Raw genomic sequence first — 21949 nt, forward strand, 5'->3', positions numbered from 1 at the left:
CACTCGATCATGACCACCAGGCTCGAGCACAATGTCGCCGATACCCGATTCGAGATCTATCTCGACGACACCCTCGCCGGGTACGCCGACTACGCCGAACGCGATGATGCTGATCTCACCCGCCCCGTCGGCTCCGCCGACTACCGTCCCCGAAAAGTGCGTGACTTCCACCACACCATGACCTTTCCGGAGTTCCGTGGCCGTGGCGTGGCCGCCCAGGTGGTCGAATACGCGCTGGACGATTCCCGAGCCGCGGGCTTTGCCATCGTCCCGACCTGCTGGTACGTCGAGAAGTACATCGCGGAGCACGGCGAGTACGCCGATCTGGTCGCCTAACCGTAGCGATCGCTTGCGGGTCGCTCGAAAAGCTCAGCGCAGGTAGTCGGCCAGGATGGGACCGATCACCGCGAGGGCTTCCGGGCCGGTGAGTTTGTTGTGTTCCTGGTCGACCTGGTGGTCGGCGACGGTCCCGGTGATGTAGGGACGCCAGGTTTCGGCATTCGGGATGTACCCCGGTCGGCCGTTGGTGCTGCTGAAGAAGAGCACGTCGCCGTCGAAGACCTCCGGACGATAGTCGGCGCTTTCCCGGATGAGCTGCTGGTAGTCGAGGTAGAGGTTTTCCAGGTCGGCGGAGGTCAGCGCCGCGAAGGTGCCACCAGCGGCGTGCAGCAGGTCGGCGGCGCGGTCGGCGAGTTGTGCGTCTTGCGCTACGTTCTGCAGCAGTGCGGGGTCGATGCCGCCGAATTCGGCCAACAGTGCCTCGGGTGGTGGCATCTCGACGGCGCTCTCGGGTTCGACATCGGCGCGGCCGTCCATGATGACCAGAGCCGAGACCTGCGCGCCGCGGCGCTGGAGTTCGACGGCTACCGCGTGCGCGAGCGGGCCGCCCGCGGAGTAGCCGAGCACCCGGTATGGACCCGTGGGCTGGGTCAGCAAAATCTGGTCGGCATAGCGGGCGGCGCGTTCGACGAGGGTGATATCGGATTGGACGCCCTCGGCCAGGGCCGGTGACTGCACGCCGTAGATCGGGTGGTCGCCGTCGAGGTGTTGCACCAAACCGGCGTAGCACCAGGCCAATCCGATCGCGGGATGAATGCAGAACAGGCCCGGACCCGCGCCCGTCGCGCGCAGCGGCAGCACGGTGCGCAGTGCCGGATCGGCCCCTGGCTGATCCCCCTCGACGATGCGTTGTGCGAGGACGGCGGGGGTCGGTTCGCCGAACATCCACTGCACCGGCATATTGAACCCGCTGCGTTCGCGGATTTCGTTGACGAGCCGGACGGCGACCATGGAGGTGCCGCCGAGTTCGAAGAAGTTGTCGTCCAGGCCGATTCGGTCCGCACCGAGTACGGCTTCGAAGGCCTCGACCACTAGCTGTTCGGTGCTGGTGACCGGCGGGCGGTAGGGCAGATCGGTGCGCCGCGCGGCCCTCGGCGGGGCCTGGTGCACGACCGTGCCCGGCGGTGCGGTGACGTCGAGGTCGCCGATGACGACGGACGGGTCCGCGGTCACCTCCTGGAGTACCTGAACGAATCTGCGTGTCAGGATTTCCGCGGTCGTCTGCTCGAACAGGTCGCGGGCAAAAGTCAGTGTTCCGGTGATACCGGCGGGCGCGCCGTCGGCGTCGACCTCCTCGGCCAGCATCCACTCCAGGTCGTACTTGGCCCCGACCGCGGCGAGTGACAGCGTGTTGATTTCCAGGCCGGGCAGCTGGAGCTGTTCCCGCTCGAAGTTCTGGAACACCAGAATCACTTGGAACAGCGGCGAATGCGCGGTAGACCTGGCCGGTGCCAGCACCTCGACCAGGCGCTCGAAGGGCAGATCGGCATTGCCGAGGGCGTCCAGATCGGCGTCTTTGGTTGTGGCGAGGACGTTTTCGAAGGTCGCGTCCGGTTCGACCCGGGTGCGCAGGACCAGCGTGTTGACGAACATGCCGATGAGGTCGTCCAGTTCGCCGTCGCCGCGGCCCGCGGTGACCGAACCGATCGCCACATCCGTCGCGCCGGACAGCCGGGCGAGCAGCACCGCGAGCGCGGCGTGCGCCACCATGAAGACGCTCACACCGTGCCAGCGCGCGATCTCGCGAATCCGTCGCTGCACAGCGATATCGATATCGAACTCGACCATCCCCGCGCGGTGCGTGGCCACCGCCGGCCGCGGGTTGTCGGCGGGCAGCGCCGACACTTCCGGCAGCCCGTCCAGTGCGTCGCGCCAGTACGCCAACTGACGGTGCGCCGTGCTATCGGGATCGTCATCGGCGCCGAGCAATTCGTACTGCCACATCGCGTAGTCGGCGTATTGCAATGGCAATGGCTCCCATTGCGGTGCGGCACCGGCCCGGCGGGCGGCGTAGGCGAGCAGCACATCACGGGTCAGCGGCGCCAATGACCAACCGTCCGAGCAGATGTGGTGCATGACGACAACGAGCACCGAGCGATCGGGCTCGAGCCGCAGCAGCCAGACGCGTACCGGAAGTTCGCGGGTCAGATCGAAGCCCCTGGCGGTCGCGTGCATGGCCAGCTCCGCCGCGTTCTGGCCGCTGATATCGGAGATAACCACCGGTACAACGGCTTTCGTCGCAGGCAGGACGTCCTGGTAGGGGTCGCCCGCGGCGTCCACCGGATAGACGGTGCGCAGCGACTCGTGCCGAGCCAGCACATCCGCGACGGCAGCCCGGAGCGCGTCCGGGTCGAGCTCGCCCCGGACCTCGATCGCGATCGGCACGTTGTGCGCGGATGAGGACGGGTCGTAGCGGTTGAGGAACCACATGCGCCGCTGTGCCGCCGAGAGCGGGGGATGCGGCGGTCGTTCACGCGGTCCGGGTCGCGGGCCGGGTGGGGCGGCCGCGACCCGGATCGCCTCGGCGAGGTCGGCGACGGTGGGGGCGTCGAAGACGGTGCGGACCGGGATCCGAGTGTTCAGCGCGGCGCCGAGCCGGGCGACGATGCGGGTGGCGATCAGCGAATTGCCGCCCAGGGCGAAGAAGTTGTCGTCGAGGCCGACGCGCGCGACACCGAGCAGTTCGCCGAAGGTCTCGGCGACCGCTCGTTCGGTGGGGGTCTCGGGGGCACGGTATCGGCCGCCGCGCAGGTCGGGTGCGGGCAGCGCCTTGCGGTCGAGCTTTCCGCTCGCGGTGCGCGGCAGTTCGGTGAGCGCGATGACGACCGACGGCACCATATAAGACGGAAGACGCTGTGCCACAGTGCTCTTGAGCAGGTCGGGAGCGAACTCGGCGTCGGCCACCAAGACGACGTAGGCGACCAGCAGTTCGCCGACCGCGGGATCGGCGTGCACGCTCACGGCCGCTTGGTCCACCGCCGGATCGGTGAGCAGCGCCGATTCGATCTCGCCGAGCTCGATGCGCAGGCCGCGCAGCTTCACCTGCAGATCCGAGCGGCCGAGGTAGTCCAGATCGCGGCCGCGCCAACGCACCAGGTCACCGGTGCGGTACATGCGCTCGCCCGGCTCACCGTACGGGTCGGCGACGAATCGCGCCGCGGTCTGCCCGCCGCGTCCGTGATAGCCGCGGGCCAGCGCGATGCCCGCCAGGTACAGCTCACCGGCGACACCGTCGGGGACCGGGCGCAGCCGGACGTCGAGCACCAGCGCGGTCATACCCGCGATGGGACCGCCGATGGTGACCTCGTCGCCCGCGCGCAGCGGGTTGCTGCCGGTGGCCCAGATGGTGGTCTCGGTGGGGCCGTAGTCGTTGAAGTGCAGGCGGTCCGGCGCGCTCCAGCGCGCGACCAGTTCGGGCGGGCAGGGCTCGCCGCCGGTGATGATCACGCGCAGTGCGTCGCATCCGGATGGGTCGACGGAGGAGAGCGCCGATGGTGTCAGAGCGATGTGCGAAACACGTTCGCGCACCAGCAGTTCCGCGAGTTCCGGACCGCCGAATGCGGTGGGGCCCGCGATGACCAGGGTCGCCGCCGCGCCCACCGCGAGTAGGAGTTCCAGGACCGCGGCGTCGAAACTCGGTGAGGCGACGTGCAGGACGCGCGAGGCGCTGGTGGTGCCGACGCGATCGCGTTGTGCCACCGCGAGGTTGGCGAGTCCGGTGTGAGTGACGACGACGCCCTTGGGTCGACCGGTCGAGCCGGAGGTGAACAGGACGTAGGCGGGGTGCTCGGGGTATATCCGTCGCGGTTCGATCGGCGAATCCGATGTGGCGGCGAGAGATTCGATGAAGTTCCGATCATCGATGGTCAGCCACCGGACCGAACCCGGCAGGCTCTGCCCGAGCGAACTCCTGGTGATGCCTAGTCCGGCACCGGAGTCCGCGATGATCTGCTCGATCCGCTCGGCCGGGTAGCCCGGATCGACGGGTACGAAGGCGGCCCCGGTTTTGGCCACCGCCCAGACCGCGAGCACCGATTCGAGCGACCGGCGCAGTGCCACCGCGACCAGCGCCTCCGGGCCCGCACCCGCTCCGATCAGGACTCTGGCCAGCCGATTCGAACGCTCGTCGAGTTCGGCGTAGGTCAGTGCCGCAGTGCCGTCGACCACCGCGACGACCTGGGGGTTCGCGGCGACCGCGGCGGCGAGCAGGTCCGCGAGCACCCGCGGTGACCGCGCGACCGGCGTCCGGCGCGCCAGCAGATCCCGGCGTTCGGCGGGCGCGAGCAATTCGATATCACCAACGGATACCGCGGGATCGGCCACTATCGTGCGCAGCATACGCAGCCAGCGTTCGGCCAGGTGCGCGATCGTGGCACGTTCGAAGAGATCGGTGGCATACGCGATCCGAACCGACAGGCCGGACGAATCGGTCTCCGCGACGGTGACACTCAGATCGAAACGGATGCTGTGCTGATCGAGTTCGAGTACCTCGGCGCGCAGGTCCGGCAGTGTGAGTTCGACCGGTACGAGGTTCTGGAACACCAGCATGGTCTGGATCAAGGGGTGCCGGGATGCCGAGCGGGTCGGTTCCAGCAGGTCGACGAGCCGCTCGAAGGGCACATCGGCGTGCGCGAGCGCGTCGAGGTCGGTGCGCCGAACGCGACCGAGTAGCTCGGTGAACGATTCCGCGGCAATGATTTCGGTGCGCAGCACCAGGGTGTTGACGAACATGCCGACCACATCGTCGAGTTCGGCGACGCCACGGCCCGCGACCGGGGTGCCGATGGCGATATCGGTGGTGCCGCTCAGTCGGGCGAACAGCACCGCGAGTGCACTGTGCAGCACCTGGAATCGCGTGCTCTGGTTCGCGCTGGCGAGTGCGTCGATCCCGGCGGTGAGTTCGGCATCGAATTCGCGGTAGATCGCGCCTGCCCGCAGCGATGCCGTCGGCGGGCGGGGGCGGTCGGCGGGCAGTGGTAGCTGGTCGGGCAGTCCGTCGAGCCTGTCGCTCCAGTACCGGATCTGCTGTGCCATCGGCGATTCCGGATCGTGCTCGGAGCCGAGACGCTCGCGCTGCCAGAGCGCGTAGTCGGCGTACTGCACCGGAAGCGGGGTCCAGTCGGGCGCCGCGCCGTCCAGCCGGGCGGCGTAGGCCGTCATGACATCGCGGGCCAGTGGGCCCATCGAGAAGCCGTCGCTGCTGATGTGGTGGATCACCAGCACCAATACGTGCGTATCCGACGTGAGCCGGAACAGGCACAGCCGCAACGGCACCGCGGCGGTCACATCGAATCCCGCACTGACACAGGCCATGATCGCGCCGGGCAGTTCCTGGTCGGGGACGGTGATCGGCTCGAGCTCCGGCACAACGGAATCCGTCGGCATGATCACCTGGTATCCGACACCGTCACCGGCCGGATACATCGTCCGCAGCGATTCGTGCCGTTCCAGCACGTCACGCATCGCGGCTTCGAGGGCTGCCAGGTCCAGGTGCCCGGTGAGCCGCAGCGCGATCGGTACGTTGTAGGCGCCGGAATCGGGATCGTATTGGTTGACGAACCACATCCGCTGTTGCGCGGGTGAAAGTGGAATCCGCTGGGGTCGTGGTCCGCGTCGCGGGCCGGTGGCGTCCATCGCGGCGGTCGCGCTCAGTCGCGCGGCGAGCGCCCGGACGGTCGGCGCTTCGAAGATGATGGCGACCGGCACCGAAATCGCCAGCGCCGAGCCGAGCCGGGCGGCGACCCGGGTTGCCGAGAGCGAATCGCCGCCGAGTGCGAAGAAGTCGTCGGCCGCGCCGACCCGCTCGCGGCCGAGTACCGCGCCGAAGACATCGGCGACGACCTGTTCCCGGCCGACCGGCTCGACGTATTCCGCGACCGCCAGTTCGGGTTCGGGCAGCGCGCGCTGATCGACCTTGCCGTTTTCGGTCAAGGGCAGTTCCGTCAGCACGGTGATCGTCGCGGGCACCAGATGTCTCGGCAGGCGCTGGGACAGGTAGTCGCGCAACTGTGCCGCCGTCAGCACGGCATCCGCTGTCGGCACCACATAGGTGGCCAGCACCTGATCCCCGGCCGGGCCTCGACGCGGCACCGTGATCGCAGTCTCCACCCCGTGATACTTGCGCAGCACCGCGTCGACCTCACCCGGCTCGACGCGGATACCGTGCAGCTTCACCTGGGAGTCGTTGCGCCCCAGGAACTCCAGCCGCCATCGCGAAGCGCGACAGACCAGATCGCCGGTGCGATACATCCGCTCGCCCGCCGTGCCGAACGGGTTCGCCACGAATCGCTGCGCCGACAGTCCCGGCTGTCCGATATAGCCGCGGGCCAGTCCGGGGCCCATCACGTACAGCTCGCCCGCCGCGCCGAGCGGCACCGGTCGCAACCACGAATCCAACACGGCCAGACCGGTTCCCGGCAGCGGTGCGCCGAGATCGGCGGGGTCGTCCGGGCGCAGCGGGCCGGTGCACGTCGCCGCCACGGTCGTTTCGGCGGGGCCATACGAGTTCAGCACCACGCGGCCGTTGCCGAGACGCGCGGGCAGGTCGGGCGGAGCCGGCTCGCCGCCGGTGACCAGTACCCGTACCCCGGCGAATGCGCTATCGGGCAACGTCGTCAGTATCGAGGGCGTCGAGAACACATGGGTAACACCGGATTCGGTGATCACCGTGGACAGCTCGGCACCGGCACTCGCCTCCGGCGGGGCGATCACCAAGGTCGCTCCGGAGTGGAAGGTCGACAGCCACACCATGATGGCACCATCGAAACTCGGGTTCAGACAGTGCAATACGCGGTCGCCGGGCCGGGCTCCGATGTGCGCGGCGGCCCCCGCCACCAGCCCGCTCAGCCCGGCATGCGTGACCACCACGCCCTTCGGTAGTCCGGTCGAGCCGGAGGTGTACACGACGTAGGCCGGGTGACTCGCGCGCAATGGCGCAGGCGTCGGTGGAGTCGCCGTTCGCGCCGCGACCGCCGGGTCGTCGAGCACCTGCCACGGCAGCGAATCAGGCAGCCGGTCTCGCACCTGCGCCACGGTCAGTCCGAGCAGAGCGCCGCAGTCGACGGCGATTTCGGTGAGCCGCGGTGTGGGTTGTGCCGGATCGACCGGTACGAAGGCCGCGCCCGTCTTCGCGATGGCCCACACCCCGACCATCCACTCCGGCGAACGCGGCACCGCGAGCAGCACGGCGGTTTCCGGCTTCGCACCGGCATCGATCAGGACCCTGGCCAATCGATTCGACTGCTCGTCGAGTTCACGGTAGGTCAATTCCGTTGTGCCATAACGTATCGCGACCCGATCCGGTCGGACGCCACCCGACAGGATGTCGGGAAGCAGCAGCAGCGGCTGCGGCCGTGCCCGCAGCACATCTCCCGGTTCGGCGCCACTCACCTCGATAACCCGCTGTTTCGGATCCGCGCCCATTCGCGCGAGTATCTGGGCGAGCCGATCGGCAAGCGTATTCGCCTGGGCGGCCTCGAAATACCGCGCCGAACAATTCAGCACCAGACGCAGACCATCGCGCCCGTGCGCGGCCAGCGACAGCGGATAGTGCGTGCCGTCATAGGCGCGGAACCCGCTGACCCGCAGTGTCGCCCGCTCCGCTGCCGCGATAAGTGCCGCCGCATCCACCGGATACGACTCGAACACGAGCGCGGTGTCGAACAGCTGCCCCATCCCGGCCGCCGCTTGAATATCCGTGAGCCCTATCGTGTGATGCTCGAGCAGGGCCGCCTGTTCGCGGTGCACGCGCGCGAGCAGATCCGCGACCGACTCGGCAGGCGCGAGGGCGATCCGGACCGGAATGGTGTTCACCAGCATGCCGACGATGCGCTCGGCCCCTGGTAATTCGGGTGGACGACCGGAAACGGTGGACCCGAAAACGATGTCGTGCTCCCCTGTCAACTCCGCCAGCAGCAACGCCCATGCGACCTGCACGATTGTATTGAGGGTAATGCCGTACTCAGTCGTAATATGTTGCAGCGCTGACACATTCGATGCCGTCAATGGGACGGCTATGTTTCGGATCGACTTCGACGATCCGTTGTCGGACGGTTCGTTGCGCCGCTCGGCTGGTCCCGCCGAACCCGGCTGACCGTTCGAGGCCGCGCGGTCGAATGCCACCGAGTCGATCATCGACCGCCCAGCGGTCACCAGCGTCGGCCCGGAAAGGCCGTCCATAGCATCGGCCCAGGCGGCACGAGCGTCGGCGAGGCCGTCGCGGGACGCGAGCCATTCCAGGTAGCGGCGATAGGAGACAGTTGCCGCGAATCCCGCACTGTCGCCATCGGTTTCGTACAGCGCAAGCAGTTCGCCGAACAACAGCGGCATCGACCAGCCGTCGAGGATCAGGTGGTGATTCGTGATCACCAACCGAACATCGCGCTCGCCGCACCGCACGCACAGGAAGCGCAGCAGCGGCGGCCGATCCGGGGCGAACGGTGTCGCGAGTTCCGCATCGGCGAGCCCATCGCATTCGGCCGGATCCGCCTCGACGTAAGACCAGGGCACGGTGACCCTCTCCAGCACCAGCTGAACCGGCACATCGCCCCCGGACAGGAAGGCCGTGCGCAATACCTGGTGCCGCTGCACAAGCGCTCCAGCCGCCCGCTCCAGTCGCGCGGGGTCCACCTGCCCATCGAACTGAATCACCGCTTGCACCGAGTAGCCGTCGGTGCGCCCGGCGGCCAGTTGGGTATGGAACAGCAGTCCGCGTTGCAGTGGCGCCAGCGGCCAGACATCCTCGAACGCCGGGTACCGCGACTCCCATTCCTCGATCCGCTCTTGCGTCGCGGATACGAGCGGAAGATCCGAAGGCGTGAACCCACCCACATCCGGTGCACGCAGCAGATCCGCGAGCGCGCTGAGCTCCGACACCCATTGCTGTGCAATCGCTTCCACGTCGGCACGAGCCAGCATCGAAGGCATGAACTGCCAGATCGCCTGCAGAACAGGTCCTTCGGCGGTATCGACCGTCACGGCATCGACCGCGACCACACCGGCTCCGGGCAGGTCGGGATCGCCGATGCCGCCCAACGCCTCGACAATCGAGTCCGGCAACCAGGGCGCACCGGTACCGAGGGCCGTCACCTGGCCGAGATAGTTGAACCCGATCTGCGGCCGCACCGCCGACAACCGCTCCCGCCCAATCGAATTCAGATACCGCAGCAGCCCGAACCCGGTCCCGCCCCGCGGCACCGCGCGCAACTGCTCCTTGACCGCTTTCAACGCCGCGACCGGATCACCCGCCGTCTCGACGTCCAGCCGCACCGGGAACTGACTGGTGAACCAGCCCACCGTCCGCGAAAGATCCGCCCCCGGCACCACCCCTTCCTCGCGTCCGTGCCGCTCAACGCTCACCAACACCGATCCCCCGTCCCCGCGCCACCGCGCCACCGCAGTCGCCAAGGCGCTCAACAACGCCTCCTCCACCCCACACCGCAACGCCACCGGCAACCGCTCGACCAGCGTCTTCGTCACCTCGACCGGCAGCCGCACCACACTGCGCTCGCGCCTTCGCGCGTTCGCGTCGGTACTCGGCCGCATCCCGTCCGCGCCGAGGCTGCGAATCGGCGGATCAGCGGTGGCGAGCACCGTCGACCAGTAGTCCAACTCGCCGACCACGGAATTGTCGGCGGCGGCCACGGCCAGTGCGTGCGCCCACGTCCGCATCGACGTGCCAACGGGTGGGAGCAGCGGCTCGTCACCCGCCGCGATCCGACCCCACGCCGCGATCAGATCGGCAAGCACGATCCGCCAGGACACCGCGTCGATCACCAGATGGTGCGCGACAATGACGAGCCGACCGGCCCGTCCTGGGCCGGCGTCCAGCCACGCCATGGCCAGCATTACCCCGCGCTCCGGATCGAGACGATCCGTGGCGTCCGCGATCGCCCGGGCGCGGGCTGCCCCGTCCGGCGCACGGACCAGCAGTGTTTCCGCGTCGACCGCGCCGACCGGGCGAACCTCGAGCTCTGCGTGCATGAGGATGGCGCGCAGCATGTCGTGCCGATCGAGGACGGCCTGCACGGTGCGCACCAGGGTGGTTCGGTCGATGCCGACCGGCAGGGTCAGCACCATCGACTGGGCGAAACGGCGGATGTCGGTCGGCTGTTCGAGCAGCCAGGAGACGATCGGGGTGCGGGGTATCCGGCCGATGCCCGCGCCCGGTAGTTCACGCAGCACCGGACGGCCCATGGCCGGGGTCGTCACGAATCCGGCCAGTTCGGCAGGGGTCGGGTGCTCGAAAACGTCACGGGCCGTGAAGATCATGCCCTCGGCGCGGGCCCGGGAGACCAGTTGGATCGCCATGATCGAATCGCCGCCGAGGGCGAAGAACGATGACTCCGCGCCGACCGTCGACGCGCCGAGGATCTCCGCGAACATCGTGCACAGCGCGCGTTCGGTTGCCGTACCCGCCGCGCGGACCGGGGCGGTCTCGACCGGTTCGGGTTCCGGCAGGGCGCGGCGGTCGATCTTGCCGTTGCCGGTCAGCGGCAGTGCCTCCAGCACCGTGATCGACCCGGGGACCATATGTCCGGGCAGCCGGTGCGCACAGAACTCGCGTAGGTCTGAAATATCTAGGCGCACAGGGGTTTCGACCGGAACGACATACGACGCCAACATCGCTGCTCCCGACGGAGTGCGCCGCAATACCGTCACCGCGATCTCGACTCCGGGATGCGCGTCCAGCACGGCATCCACCTCACCCGGCTCGACCCGCATTCCGCGCAGTTTCACCTGGAAGTCCGTGCGGCCCAGGTATTCCAGCACCGGATCCGCGCGCGTGTGCGCCTTGCCGTTCCCGTCGACCGTCCGACCGTCCCCGTCAACCGTCGGTCCGCCCTGCCAGCGGACCAGATCACCGGTCCGATACATCCGAGTTCCGGCCGGTCCGAAGAGATTTGCCACGAACCGCTCGGCGGTCAACCCCGCTCGCCCGGCATAGCCCCTGGCCAGCCCGGACCCCACGATGTACAACTCCCCCGCGACCCCGATCGGCACCGGCCGCAACCTCTGGTCCAGCACCAGCAGCCCGACGCCCGGCACCGGCCGACCCAATCCGGATGGTCGAGCCACGGTCAACCGCTCGGTGAAGGTCGCCGCGACCGTAGCCTCGGTCGGCCCATAGGAATTCCGCAGCGTCCGCCCGATCCCGAACCGCGCCACCAACTCCGGCGGACAGATATCACCACCGGTGAAAACCGCCCGCACCCCCTCCAGCGCACCGGTGGGCAAGGTCGCCAATACCGCTGGCGTCGAACACAACTGCGTCACCCCGAAGTCGCGGATCACCCGCGCCAACTCACCCCCGGCCGCCTGGTCCCCCTCCGCGACCACCAACGTCGCCCCGGCCGAGAAGGCGATCAACAACTCGAGCAACGAGGCATCGAAACTCGGATTCAGACAATGCAACACCCGCGACCCCGGCCCAGCCTTAAACGAATTACGCAGTGCCACAACAAGTCCGGCCAACCCGACATGGGTAACCACAACACCCTTCGGCACCCCGGTCGACCCCGAGGTGAACACAATGTAGGCGGCCTGCTCCGCACGCACGACCTCGGCGTGCACTGGACGCGCGCACGACTCATCAGCGTCATCGAGCAAAACCCACGTCAGATCATCGGGCAACCCGGGAACCAGCTCCGACACGGTAATCCCCAGCCGCGCACCACATTCCGTCGCCATCCGCGCCACCCGCTCGCGCGGATTCCCGGCACCGATCGGCACGAATGCCGCACCCGATCGAGCCACACCCCAGAACGCCAGCGCCGATTCGATGGATCGAGGCAATGCGACCAGCACCGGAACCTCGGGACCGGCACCGAGCCCGATCAGCCTGCGCGCCAGCCGATTCGAAAGCCGATCCAGCTCACCATAGGTCAGCGTCCAATCGCCGCAGACCACCGCGGGTGCGCTGGAACCGGCGGCCCGCAACCCCGCCGCCAGCACCTCGGGCAACACCCGTGCCGCCGGAACCTCCGGCCCGCGCACCGGACCGTGCAGCTGCCGCTCGTCGTCGAGGAAGTATTCGAGATCCCGAACCGGCGTATCGGGTGCGGCGGCGAGCATCGATTCGAACAGCCCGATGAACCGGTGATGATGGCGCGCAAGGGAATCCGCGTCGTACAGATCGGGATTGGCGGTGAAGTCGACGTGGATCGGGCTGTCCGCGCCGTGCTGGTACAGGTTGACGAACAGGTCCTCGATCGGGCCCGAGGTCAGCACGTGCAGTGCGGTCCGGAGACCGCTGAATTCGACCTCGGTCGGGAACAGCATGATGTTGAAAACCGGTCCGACGAATCTCCGTCCCGGTACCGCATCCTCGGAATCGCCCGCACCGTGCCGGATTTCCTCGTGCCGATACCGCTGATGCCGCAGCGCACCCGACACCTCGAGCCGCACCGCCGCGACAATATCGGCGATCGTGCTGCGATCGCTGACCTCGATCCGCAACGGCACCACATTGGCCAGCATGCCGCCCGAACGTCGCAGCATCACATTGGCCCGACCGGAGACCGGCAGGCTCAGCACCACCTCCCGCTGACCGGTCATCCGCGCGTAATACAGCGCAAGCGCCGCCATCGCCAGCGCGGGTGATCCGACGCCGAAATGTGACTCCGCCGCATGGATCCGGGCGGTCGTCCGTGCCGAGAGCTCGATCCGATGCTGGCGCCCGAGCGCATGCGCGGGCGCCACCGCGTCCACCAGGCTGCACCGCTGCGGCATGTCCGCCATCCGCTCGGCCCAGTACGCCGCATCGGTCGCGAACCGCGTCGAGCCGTGATAGCGCATCTCGGATTCGTGCACCTCCCGCAGGCTCGACGCCGTCGCGGGCGGCGGCTCGACACCGGCCAGCTCCGCGTTGTACAGCTCGGCGATCCGATACAGCGCGCTCACCGAGCCGAAGCCGTCCAGCACGATGTGATGCACACGCGTGTACCACAGCACCCGTTCGGCGCCGACCCGCAGAATGGTCGACCGCCCGAGCCGATCACCGAGCAGATCGATCGGCGCGGCCACATCGTCGCGCATCCAGCGCAGCGCCGCGGCATCCGGATCGGCCGCGGACCGGAAGTCCAGATATCCGACCGGGGTCTCGAGCCGGTGGTCGACCACTTGATACGGCCGACCATCCTTTTCGATCAACCGCAGCACGCCGGATTCGAACTCGTGCGCGGCCTGACGCCCCGCCCAGATCAGCAGATCGATATCGAGCGGCCCGGACATCTCGAGGTACTGCGCCTCGTAGAGCGGCACATCAGGATCCAGCTGCTGGGCGTACCACATGCCCAGTTGCGCGGGTGAGAGCGGGAAAACCTGAGTATCGCCCGGAGCCGTTACCCAGGTGGGCGACAGACCGTGCGACATAACGAACCCGGATCAGTCGCCTCGATGCGGCCCGGCGGGCACCGGTTTACCGTTGGTTATAGCGCGCGTCACCTCGATCGGATCCGCCTCGGGCTCGAGGTGATACGCCTCGACATCGGTGATCGAACTCGCGGTCAGCCTGCTCACCACGACATGGCGCACATGGGCGGGCAGTGCGGGCGCGAACTTCTCGAAGTAGGCCGACATCCACTCCGGCTTCGCGACCAGGAAGGGGAAGTCCGTGGCCATCATGTCGCGCACGACGATCATCGGAATCGGCGCATCGAACGGTCGATAGTCCTTGTTCCACAGCCCCGGTTCGGCACAGCCGGGATAGAACTGTCCGAGCATGACCCCGCGCGCCACGAACGCACTCTTGAGCTCCGCGTGCAGCTCATCGATCAGGGTGTAGTCCTTCAGATCCGGCAACACCGCGATCAGCGTGCGCAGTACCGCCGCATCACCATCGGTGGGCGGCAGGGTCGGGTACAGCTGCATCGCGTCGGAGAGCACCAGCCGAACGAACGACGGCCATGGACGTGCGCCGGGTACGCGGCCGACCCACATCAGGTCGCGGCGAATGGACGGTCCGACATACGGACACACCGGACCGTCGCGGCCCAGTTCCGGGTCCTCGGCCATCAAATGGTCCTCGGCCCAGGTGCGGACCATGTCCATCGCGCCTCGGGTGAATGGACATGGCATTTCGGTCATGGACAGCGGGACCCAATTCATCCCCGACCGCGGCCCAATTACGATCTTGGTCATAAACCCACCTCGTAATTGTTTACGAAGTCGAGTATCCACCCAAAACGACTAGTTAAAAAGATAACGAGCTACCAAATTTCCTTGGACAACTTCTGTACGAAATGGGCTGCAAGAAAGCGTAACACGCTGCCCTTCCTGAGCGATTCACCTACGAAGACCGAGTTCAGCAAACCCCGGCCGGCATATTGCGCTGCGCCGATTTCCGGCTATCAGCCGAATCAGCCTCTTGCACAGGATTTATCCGGGACAGCTGTATCGACGCGCGGCCGACGCCCCCGATGATTGGGGGTTTCGAGGGTACAAAAAAGACCGGATGTCCGATGCTCGGAAAGAGCTGTCGGAACACCCGGCCGGTATGAAGCTGTCAGCCCCGCAGCAGCGCGCGCGACATGACGACGCGCTGAATCTGGTTGGTGCCCTCGTAGATCTGGGTGATCTTGGCGTCGCGCATCATCCGCTCCACCGGGAAGTCGGTGGTGTAGCCCGCGCCGCCGAAGAGCTGGACGGCGTTGGTGGTGACCTCCATGGCCACATCCGAGGCGAAGCACTTGGCGGCGGCGGAGATGAACCCGAGGTTCTTCTCGCCGCGCTCGGCGCGGGCGGCCGAGGTGTAGACCATGAGGCGGGCGGCCTCGATCTTCATCGCCATATCGGCGAGCATGAACTGAGTGTTCTGGAAGTCGGCGATCGCGGTGCCGAACTGCTTGCGGTCCTTGGTGTATGCGATCGCGGCGTCCAGCGCGCCCTGCGCGATGCCGACGGCCTGCGCGCCGATGGTCGGGCGGGTGTGGTCGAGGGTCTGCAGTGCGGTCTTGAAGCCGGTGCCCGGCTCGCCGACGATGCGGTCACCCGGCACCCGGCAGTTCTCGAAATACAGTTCGGCGGTGGGCGATCCCTTGATGCCGAGCTTGTGCTCGAGCGGACCGACCACGAAGCCCTCGTCGTCCTTGTGCACCAGGAACGCCGAAATGCCGTTGGCGCCCTTGTCCGCATCGGTCACCGCCATCACGGTGTACCAGGAGGACTTGCCGCCGTTGGTGATCCAGCACTTGGAGCCGTTGATGATCCAGTCGTCGCCGTCCTTCTTGGCCCGGGTGCGCATGCTGGCGGCGTCGGAGCCCGCCTCACGCTCGGACAGCGCGTAGGAGGCCATCTCGCCGTTGACGATGTCGGACAGCACCTTCTGCTTGAGGTCCTCGGAGCCGTTGAGGATCAGGCCCATGGTGCCGAGCTTGTTGACCGCCGGGATCAGCGAGGACGAACCGCAGACGCGGGCGACCTCTTCGATCACGATGCAGGTGGCGACCGAGTCCGCGCCCTGGCCGCCGTAGGCCTCCGGCACGTGCACCGCGTTGAAGCCCGCGGCGTTCAGCGCGGTGAGCGCCTCCTCCGGGAAGCGAGCGTTGCCGTCGACGTCCTTGGCGTAGGGAGCGATTTCCTTCTCCGCCAGTCCGCGGATGGCCGCACGCAGTTCGTCGTGGAAGTCCTCGAGCTGGAAGAGATTGAAGTCGGGGTTTCCCGCCATGGGACACACTCCTGGGTTTGTCGGTCGTGATGGTGCCGGGTCGAATCCCAGCGCTCGGCACTCAGTGCCATCGTTAGGTCGAGTGTACGCCTACAGAAGTGTGCCAAGTGCGGTTATAGCATGGCACTGAGTGTCAGATACTGCATACCGTGATTCCTGTCACAAATTTCCGAGCTGCCGGGTCACCAAGTCGGCGACCTGTCGCGGCGGCATATTCCTGGGGAACACCGCGACCACCAATTCCTCGGCCCCCAGCCCTCGCCCGCGCGGAATCGCCGCCAACTCCACCCGCAGATCGGCCGCCCCGGCATCCGACTCGCCGCGCACCATGCGCCGCAGCAGGTAGTTGTGCGTGGCCGTGACCGCCGCCGTGAACTGCACCCGCGCCAAATCCGGCACCTCGGGCAGCCGCTCGCGCAGATAGTCGGTGAACAGCCGCTCGTACCGGAACACGGTCACGATCTCGCGCTCCCGCAGCGCGGGCACCCGCCGCACCACCCGATACCGCCGCTCCGCGATCTCGCGCCACTGCGTGAACCGCTCGAACACCTGGACCACCGCGGTGCATACCGCCTCCCACGGATCCCCCTGCGCGGCCGCCAAGGACTGCGCCGCCTGCGCCAACTGCGATTCGTGATCGGCGAAGATCACATCCTCTTTCGACCGGAACTGCCGGAAGAACGTCCGCCGCGAAATCCCCGCCGCCTCGGCGATCTCGTCCACGGTCGTCGCCTCGTACCCCTGCTCGGCGAACAACCGCAGCGCTTGATCCACGACCGTCAGCCGAAACCGGGCAGTATCGTCGCCGTTCCGCGGCCGTGCACTCTCATTATTCGCCACCCGATCACCGTACTGACCCCCGCCGATACCGGATCCGCATGGCCGAGATCGTGGTGACTTCCGGGGGTCTGCGACCGTGCTCAGCCGAGAAGCTTGGTGCGGAGGGCTTGGTCTTTCTCCAGGACCATGGTTTCCAGGCCGGCCTGGAACTGTTCCATGCGGGTGCGCAGGGCGGGGTCGCTGGCGGCGAGGATGCGAACGGCGAGCAGGCCCGCGTTGCGGGCGCCGCCGATGGAGACGGTGGCCACCGGGACGCCTGCGGGCATTTGGACGATGGACAGCAGCGAGTCCATGCCGTCGAGGTATTTGAGGGGGACGGGGACGCCGATGACGGGGAGCGGTGTCGCGGAGGCGACCATGCCGGGCAGGTGGGCGGCGCCGCCCGCGCCGGCGATGATGACCTGCAGGCCGCGGCCCGCCGCGTCGCGGGCGTAGTCGAGCATGCGCTGCGGGGTGCGGTGGGCCGAGACGACGCCGACCTCGAAGCGAATGTCGAACTCCGCCAAGGCGAGTGCGGCGGCCTCCATGGTCGGCCAGTCGGAGTCGCTGCCCATGATCAGGCCAACTTGCGCATTACTCACCGTGGGGATCCCATCCGTCGGTCCAAATCGCGTGCGACATCCAGTGCGCCGCGCGCTCGGCCTGCTCGCGCACCACGGCGACGTCGTCGCCGAGCACGTTGATATGCCCGATCTTGCGGTCCGGGCGTTCGCTCTTGCCGTACATGTGCACCTTCGCGTGCGGCAGTCTGGCGAAGAGATGGTGCAGCCGCTCGTCCATCGACATGGTCGGCGCCTCGGCCGCGCCGAGAATATTCGCCATCACGGTGACCGGGGCCAGCGGACGGGTATCGCCGAGCGGGTAGTCGAGCACGGCGCGCAGATGCTGTTCGAACTGGCCGGTGCAGGCGCCGTCCATGCCCCAGTGCCCGGAGTTGTGCGGGCGCATGGCCAATTCGTTGATCAGGATGGCGCCGTCCTTGGTTTCGAAGAGCTCGACCGCCATCACACCGACAACGCCGAGTTCACCGGCCAGGTTCAGCGCGAGCGTCTCGGCCTGCGCGGCCGATTCGGCGTTCAGCTCCGGCGCGGGCGCGATCACCACGGCGCACTGGCCGTTGCGCTGCACCGTCTCCACCACCGGCCAGGTCGCGGCCTGACCGAACGGCGAACGGGCGACCATCGCCGACAGTTCGCGCTTCAGATCCACCTTGGCCTCGGCGAGCAGTTGCACACCGTGGGCGAGCTGGTCGGCAACGATCGTCTCGGCCTCGGCCGCCGACTCGGGCATCCAGACACCGCGCCCGTCGTAACCGCCGCGCACCGCCTTCAGCACGACCCGCCAGTCGTGCTCGTCACCGAAGCGCACCGCGTCGGCGACCGAGGCGACCGGCACGAACGCGGGCACGGGCAACCCGAGTTCGGACAGCTTGTTCCGCATGGCCAGCTTGTCCTGCGCGAAGACCAGCGCGCGCGGCGGCGGCTGTACATTCACACCCTCGGCGACCAGCGCCTCCAGATGTTCGGTCGGCACATGCTCATGGTCGAAGGTGAGTGCGTGCGAGCCGACCGCGGCCTTGCGCAGCGCGGTCAGATCGGTGTGACTGCCGAGCACGATCTCCGGGCTCACCTGTGCGGCCGGATCGTCCGGGCTCTCGACGAGCACCCGTAGCCGCTGGCCCAGCGCGATGGCGGCCTGGTGCGTCATGCGCGCGAGCTGGCCACCACCGATCATGGTGACGGTGGGCATGGCGGAAGGATCGAACGAACGGCGGGATCTCACGTCGTGCAATCTTGTCATGTCCTGAGCCCATGATCGGATTCGGGCACGGCCGGACGGAGTCCGTCGTCGGTCCGTTGCGCTCGGACGAGCGCAGGCGAGGCCACCGCCTACCGCTACACTCGGGCCTTGTGTCATTCGTCGACGACGTGGTCAACGTCCTCCCCAAGCCCATGCGGGAGATCGCATACCGCCACCGCGAACTGATCAAATTCGCCATCGTCGGCGCCACCACCTTCATCATCGACTCGGGCATTTTCTATGTGCTCAAGTGGACCGTGCTGGAGACCAAGCCGGTCACCGCGAAGATCATCTCCGGGGTGATCGCGGTCATCTGCTCCTACATCCTCAACCGCGAGTGGTCGTTCAAGAACCGCGGCGGGCGCGAGAAGCATCACGAGGCACTGCTGTTCTTCGGCGTCAGCGCCGTCGGGGTGGTACTGAGCTTCATCCCGCTGTGGATCTCCAGCTATGTCTTCGACCTGCGCCAACCCGATGTGAGCTTCACCGTCGAGAACATCGCGGACTTCATCAGCGCCTTCATCATCGGCAATCTGCTGCAGATGGCCTTCCGCTTCTGGGCGATGCGGCGCTGGGTCTTCCCCGACGAGATCAGTGAGCTCGTCGAGGAAATCGAGGAGCTGCTCGAGGAAGAGCAGCTCGGCCGCAGCTAGCGCGGCTCCGGCACCTGCGCGCCGTTGGACGTCCGCGGCGACGCACTGGATCCCAGGAACATCGCGAACAGCGCGGGCCTGCGCCGCTGTAACTCCAACCGTCCCCCATCGGCCTCGATGAGTGCCCTGGCCAGGGCGAGTCCGACACCGGTCGATCCGCCCGCCGAGAAGCCGCGGTCGAAGATGTGCGGGGCGAGTTCGTCACGCACACCATCGCCCTCATCGGCCACCTCGACCACCACCAGCGGCTCGCGATCACTGACCGTGCGCACCGTGCGCACCGACACCGTGCAGGTGCCGCCGCCGTGCATCAGCGCATTGTCGACCAGCACGGCCAATGCTTCGCGCAACCGGGATCCGGTGATCGGCGCGCGCAGCGATTCGTCACCGATCAGCCGCAGCGTCCGTCCGGCCTCGGTAAAGGGATGCGACCACTCCTCGACGACGCCGCGCAGTTCGTCCATGACCGGAACGGGATCGCGGTCGGCGGCATCCTCATCGCGGGACGCCCGCACCAGATCGTCGATGGCATCGGTGAGCCGATCGACCTGTGCCATCGCCTCCTCGGCCTCGTGCACGACGGCCGGATCGGAGTGCGCGGACAGCTCGTCCAGCCGCAACCGCACCGCCGTCAGGCGGCTGCGCAGCTGATGCGAGACGTCCGCGACGAGTGCGTGCTCGCGCTGCAGCCGCCCGGCGATCTCGACGGTCGCCGAATCGAGCACATCCGAAACCCGGTCCAGCTCCGAAATCCCATGCCGACGTGGATCGGGCCGGAAATCGCCCATGGCCAGCCGGGCGGCTCGGGCCGCCACATCGCGGAGCGGATCGGCGACCCGGCGCGCGGTGATCATCGCCACCGACACCGCCGCGCCGAGCGAGGCCAGCACCGCGAAGGCCACCACCGCGACGGCCTGGATCTGCCGCACGTGCATGGGACCCGACGGGATCTCCAGGCGCAACGAACCCTTGGTGCCCATCGAGAGCGATTGCACCAGTGGGTCGTCGATGCGCTCCGCACCGATATCGAGCCGGGACGCATTGTCCTGCGGCGCCGGATAGATGATGGTCAGCTTGCCGTCCTTGGGGATCAGCGGCCGCACCAAGCGGGTGTCGAGCTCGCCGAGCACCATGCCGTCGCCGTGTTCCTGGGCGATGATCTCGGTGGCGATGCGCTCGAGCCGGTTCTCCAGGTCGTTGCGGGTGATGTCCTCGACCCATAGCCACGCGGTGTAGATCAGCGGGACGCCGAGCACCACCGTGGTGATGGTCAGCACGGTGAGGATCGATCGCAGAATTCTGCGTCTCATATCAGTTGTGCCGCAACATCAGTCGGTGTTCAGACGAAAGCCGACCCCGCGCACGGTGACGATGCGCCGCTCGGCCATCGGGCCCTCGTCCCCGATCTTGCGGCGCAGCCAGGACATATGCATATCCAAGGTCTTCGAGCCGCGCAGCTCGGCATCGCCCCACACCTCGCGCAGGATCGTCTCGCGCGGCACCACCTGGCCCGCCCGGTCGATCAGCACCTTGAGCAACTCGTATTCCTTATTGGCCAAACCGACTTCGACGCCGTTCACCAGCACCCGGCGCGCCGCCGGCTCCAGCCGGATGCCGCCGACCTCGACCGCCTCATCGCCGATTCCACTGCGCCGCAACAGCGCTCGCACCCGGGCCAGCAGTTCGGCCAGCCGGAACGGCTTGCCAACGTAGTCGTCGGCACCCGCATCCAACCCGACGACGAAGTCCACCTCATCGGTGCGCGCGGTGAGCATCAGCACGGCCAGATCGGCACCGCGGGCACGGACCTGGCGGCACACCTCGAGTCCGTCCATGCCGGGCAGGCCGAGATCGAGGATGAGCAGATCGTGATCGCCTTCGAGGGCGCGCTCGAGCACTGCGGGTCCGAAGCGTTCGACGGTGACCGAATAGCCTTCGCGCCCGAGCGCCCGCGATAGCGGTGCGGCGATGGCCTCATCGTCTTCGGCCAACAGTACGGCGGTCATGTGCCCAGATTATCCCGGGACTGTTCGAATACCTGGTGGTAGAGCAGGGCGTGCACCCGCTGCACCTGTGGGATGTCGTCGTATTCGAGCGGTTCTTCCGAAGACGATCCGATGATCAGGGTGCCGGTGCCGAGCAGCCGGTCGAACAGACCGTGACGGAACTGCACACTCGAAATCCGGCTCATCGGGATATCGATGCCGGTGTGGGTGAGCACGCCGTGACGGATCAGTACCCGGCGGTTGGTCACGATGAAATGCGTGGACTTCCAGCTGACAATCGGTGCGACACAACGCCATAGGAGAATGCCGAGCCAGACCACGAGCACCACGATCAGCAGCACCGAACGAGCCTCGCCCTCGGCCTTGCGCGAGATGAACCCTCCGGCGAATCCGGCTAGCGCGGTGGCGACGATGAGCGTCACGATCGGCCAGAACAGCATTTTCCAATGCGGATGACGATGGAGTATCAACTGCTCGTCCGGGGCGAGCACCTCCTCCGGATAACCCATGTCGGAACCCTACCGCGAGAACACGCCGAAAGGCGTGGACAGCGACGCGTGCCGTGCTGCAGAATCGTCACCCCGTGCCGTCGGTTGCTCGAGTCCCTCTCGAGTTCGCTCGAGTTTCGGCACAGGTTCGCTACCTAC

At 67.4% G+C, this 21949-nt stretch carries 11 protein-coding genes; 2 read left to right on the top strand and 9 right to left on the bottom strand.

The window, feature by feature from the left end:
* Nucleotides 1–9: 9 nt before the first annotated feature.
* Complete coding sequence (locus tag ACHQ4I_RS37880; RefSeq protein WP_420776738.1) at nucleotides 10–336, top strand: GNAT family N-acetyltransferase; 327 nt, start codon at nucleotides 10–12, stop codon at nucleotides 334–336.
* A gap of 33 nt (nucleotides 337–369) precedes the next feature.
* Here ACHQ4I_RS37880 and ACHQ4I_RS37885 read toward each other — a convergent pair whose 3' ends face one another.
* The 6 genes from ACHQ4I_RS37885 to ACHQ4I_RS37910 form a co-directional block, all read right to left on the bottom strand.
* On the bottom strand, nucleotides 370–13710 hold the full coding sequence (locus tag ACHQ4I_RS37885; protein WP_420776739.1) for an amino acid adenylation domain-containing protein: 13341 nt from the start codon (nucleotides 13708–13710) through the stop codon (nucleotides 370–372).
* A 12-nt stretch (nucleotides 13711–13722) separates the two neighbouring features.
* The gene (locus ACHQ4I_RS37890) at nucleotides 13723–14478 is read right to left on the bottom strand and encodes a DUF6875 domain-containing protein (protein ID WP_420776740.1); all 756 of its coding nucleotides are present in this window, start codon (nucleotides 14476–14478) and stop codon (nucleotides 13723–13725) included.
* A 364-nt stretch (nucleotides 14479–14842) separates the two neighbouring features.
* Nucleotides 14843–16003 (bottom strand): acyl-CoA dehydrogenase, encoded by a 1161-nt coding sequence (locus ACHQ4I_RS37895; RefSeq protein ID WP_420776741.1) that lies wholly within the window; start codon nucleotides 16001–16003, stop codon nucleotides 14843–14845.
* Between the two features lie 159 nt (nucleotides 16004–16162).
* Nucleotides 16163–16786 carry a TetR/AcrR family transcriptional regulator gene (locus ACHQ4I_RS37900; protein WP_420777074.1) on the bottom strand — a complete coding sequence of 208 codons (624 nt, stop codon included), beginning with the start codon at nucleotides 16784–16786 and terminating at the stop codon, nucleotides 16163–16165.
* A 137-nt stretch (nucleotides 16787–16923) separates the two neighbouring features.
* Nucleotides 16924–17424 (bottom strand): 5-(carboxyamino)imidazole ribonucleotide mutase, encoded by a 501-nt coding sequence (gene purE, locus ACHQ4I_RS37905; RefSeq protein WP_420776742.1) that lies wholly within the window; start codon nucleotides 17422–17424, stop codon nucleotides 16924–16926.
* Complete coding sequence (locus tag ACHQ4I_RS37910) at nucleotides 17417–18643, bottom strand: 5-(carboxyamino)imidazole ribonucleotide synthase (protein ID WP_420776743.1); 1227 nt, start codon at nucleotides 18641–18643, stop codon at nucleotides 17417–17419. Before ACHQ4I_RS37910 ends, purE begins: the two co-directional genes overlap by 8 nt.
* Before the next feature lie 110 nt (nucleotides 18644–18753).
* Between ACHQ4I_RS37910 and ACHQ4I_RS37915 the strand changes: the two genes are divergently transcribed.
* Nucleotides 18754–19296, top strand: a complete 543-nt coding sequence (locus ACHQ4I_RS37915; RefSeq protein ID WP_420776744.1) for a GtrA family protein — start codon at nucleotides 18754–18756, stop codon at nucleotides 19294–19296.
* Here ACHQ4I_RS37915 and ACHQ4I_RS37920 read toward each other — a convergent pair.
* The 3 genes from ACHQ4I_RS37920 to ACHQ4I_RS37930 are packed head-to-tail and all read right to left on the bottom strand — an operon-like array spanning nucleotide 19293 to nucleotide 21811.
* Nucleotides 19293–20606: a sensor histidine kinase gene (locus ACHQ4I_RS37920; protein ID WP_420776745.1), complete on the bottom strand. Its 1314-nt coding sequence runs from the start codon at nucleotides 20604–20606 to the stop codon at nucleotides 19293–19295. The two genes, ACHQ4I_RS37915 and ACHQ4I_RS37920, sit on opposite strands and share 4 nt — an antisense overlap.
* 18 nt (nucleotides 20607–20624) lie before the next feature.
* Complete coding sequence (locus tag ACHQ4I_RS37925) at nucleotides 20625–21302, bottom strand: response regulator transcription factor (protein WP_040686995.1); 678 nt, start codon at nucleotides 21300–21302, stop codon at nucleotides 20625–20627.
* Complete coding sequence (locus ACHQ4I_RS37930; protein WP_420776746.1) at nucleotides 21299–21811, bottom strand: PH domain-containing protein; 513 nt, start codon at nucleotides 21809–21811, stop codon at nucleotides 21299–21301. The genes ACHQ4I_RS37925 and ACHQ4I_RS37930 overlap by 4 nt, the downstream gene beginning before the upstream one ends.
* Nucleotides 21812–21949: the final 138 nt, after the last annotated feature.

The organism is Nocardia nepalensis, assembly GCF_048910785.1.
Lineage (GTDB): Bacteria > Actinomycetota > Actinomycetes > Mycobacteriales > Mycobacteriaceae > Nocardia > Nocardia nepalensis.

Coding starts and splice junctions, on each gene's coding strand:
- ACHQ4I_RS37920 (WP_420776745.1), bottom strand. CDS start 20,606: ATGAGACGCAGAATTCTGCGATCGATCCTCACCGTGCTGACCATCACC.
- ACHQ4I_RS37895 (WP_420776741.1), bottom strand. CDS start 16,003: ATGGCGGGAAACCCCGACTTCAATCTCTTCCAGCTCGAGGACTTCCAC.
- ACHQ4I_RS37910 (WP_420776743.1), bottom strand. CDS start 18,643: ATGACAAGATTGCACGACGTGAGATCCCGCCGTTCGTTCGATCCTTCC.
- ACHQ4I_RS37885 (WP_420776739.1), bottom strand. CDS start 13,710: ATGTCGCACGGTCTGTCGCCCACCTGGGTAACGGCTCCGGGCGATACT.
- ACHQ4I_RS37880 (WP_420776738.1), top strand. CDS start 10: ATGACCACCAGGCTCGAGCACAATGTCGCCGATACCCGATTCGAGATC.
- ACHQ4I_RS37930 (WP_420776746.1), bottom strand. CDS start 21,811: ATGGGTTATCCGGAGGAGGTGCTCGCCCCGGACGAGCAGTTGATACTC.
- ACHQ4I_RS37925 (WP_040686995.1), bottom strand. CDS start 21,302: ATGACCGCCGTACTGTTGGCCGAAGACGATGAGGCCATCGCCGCACCG.
- ACHQ4I_RS37890 (WP_420776740.1), bottom strand. CDS start 14,478: ATGACCAAGATCGTAATTGGGCCGCGGTCGGGGATGAATTGGGTCCCG.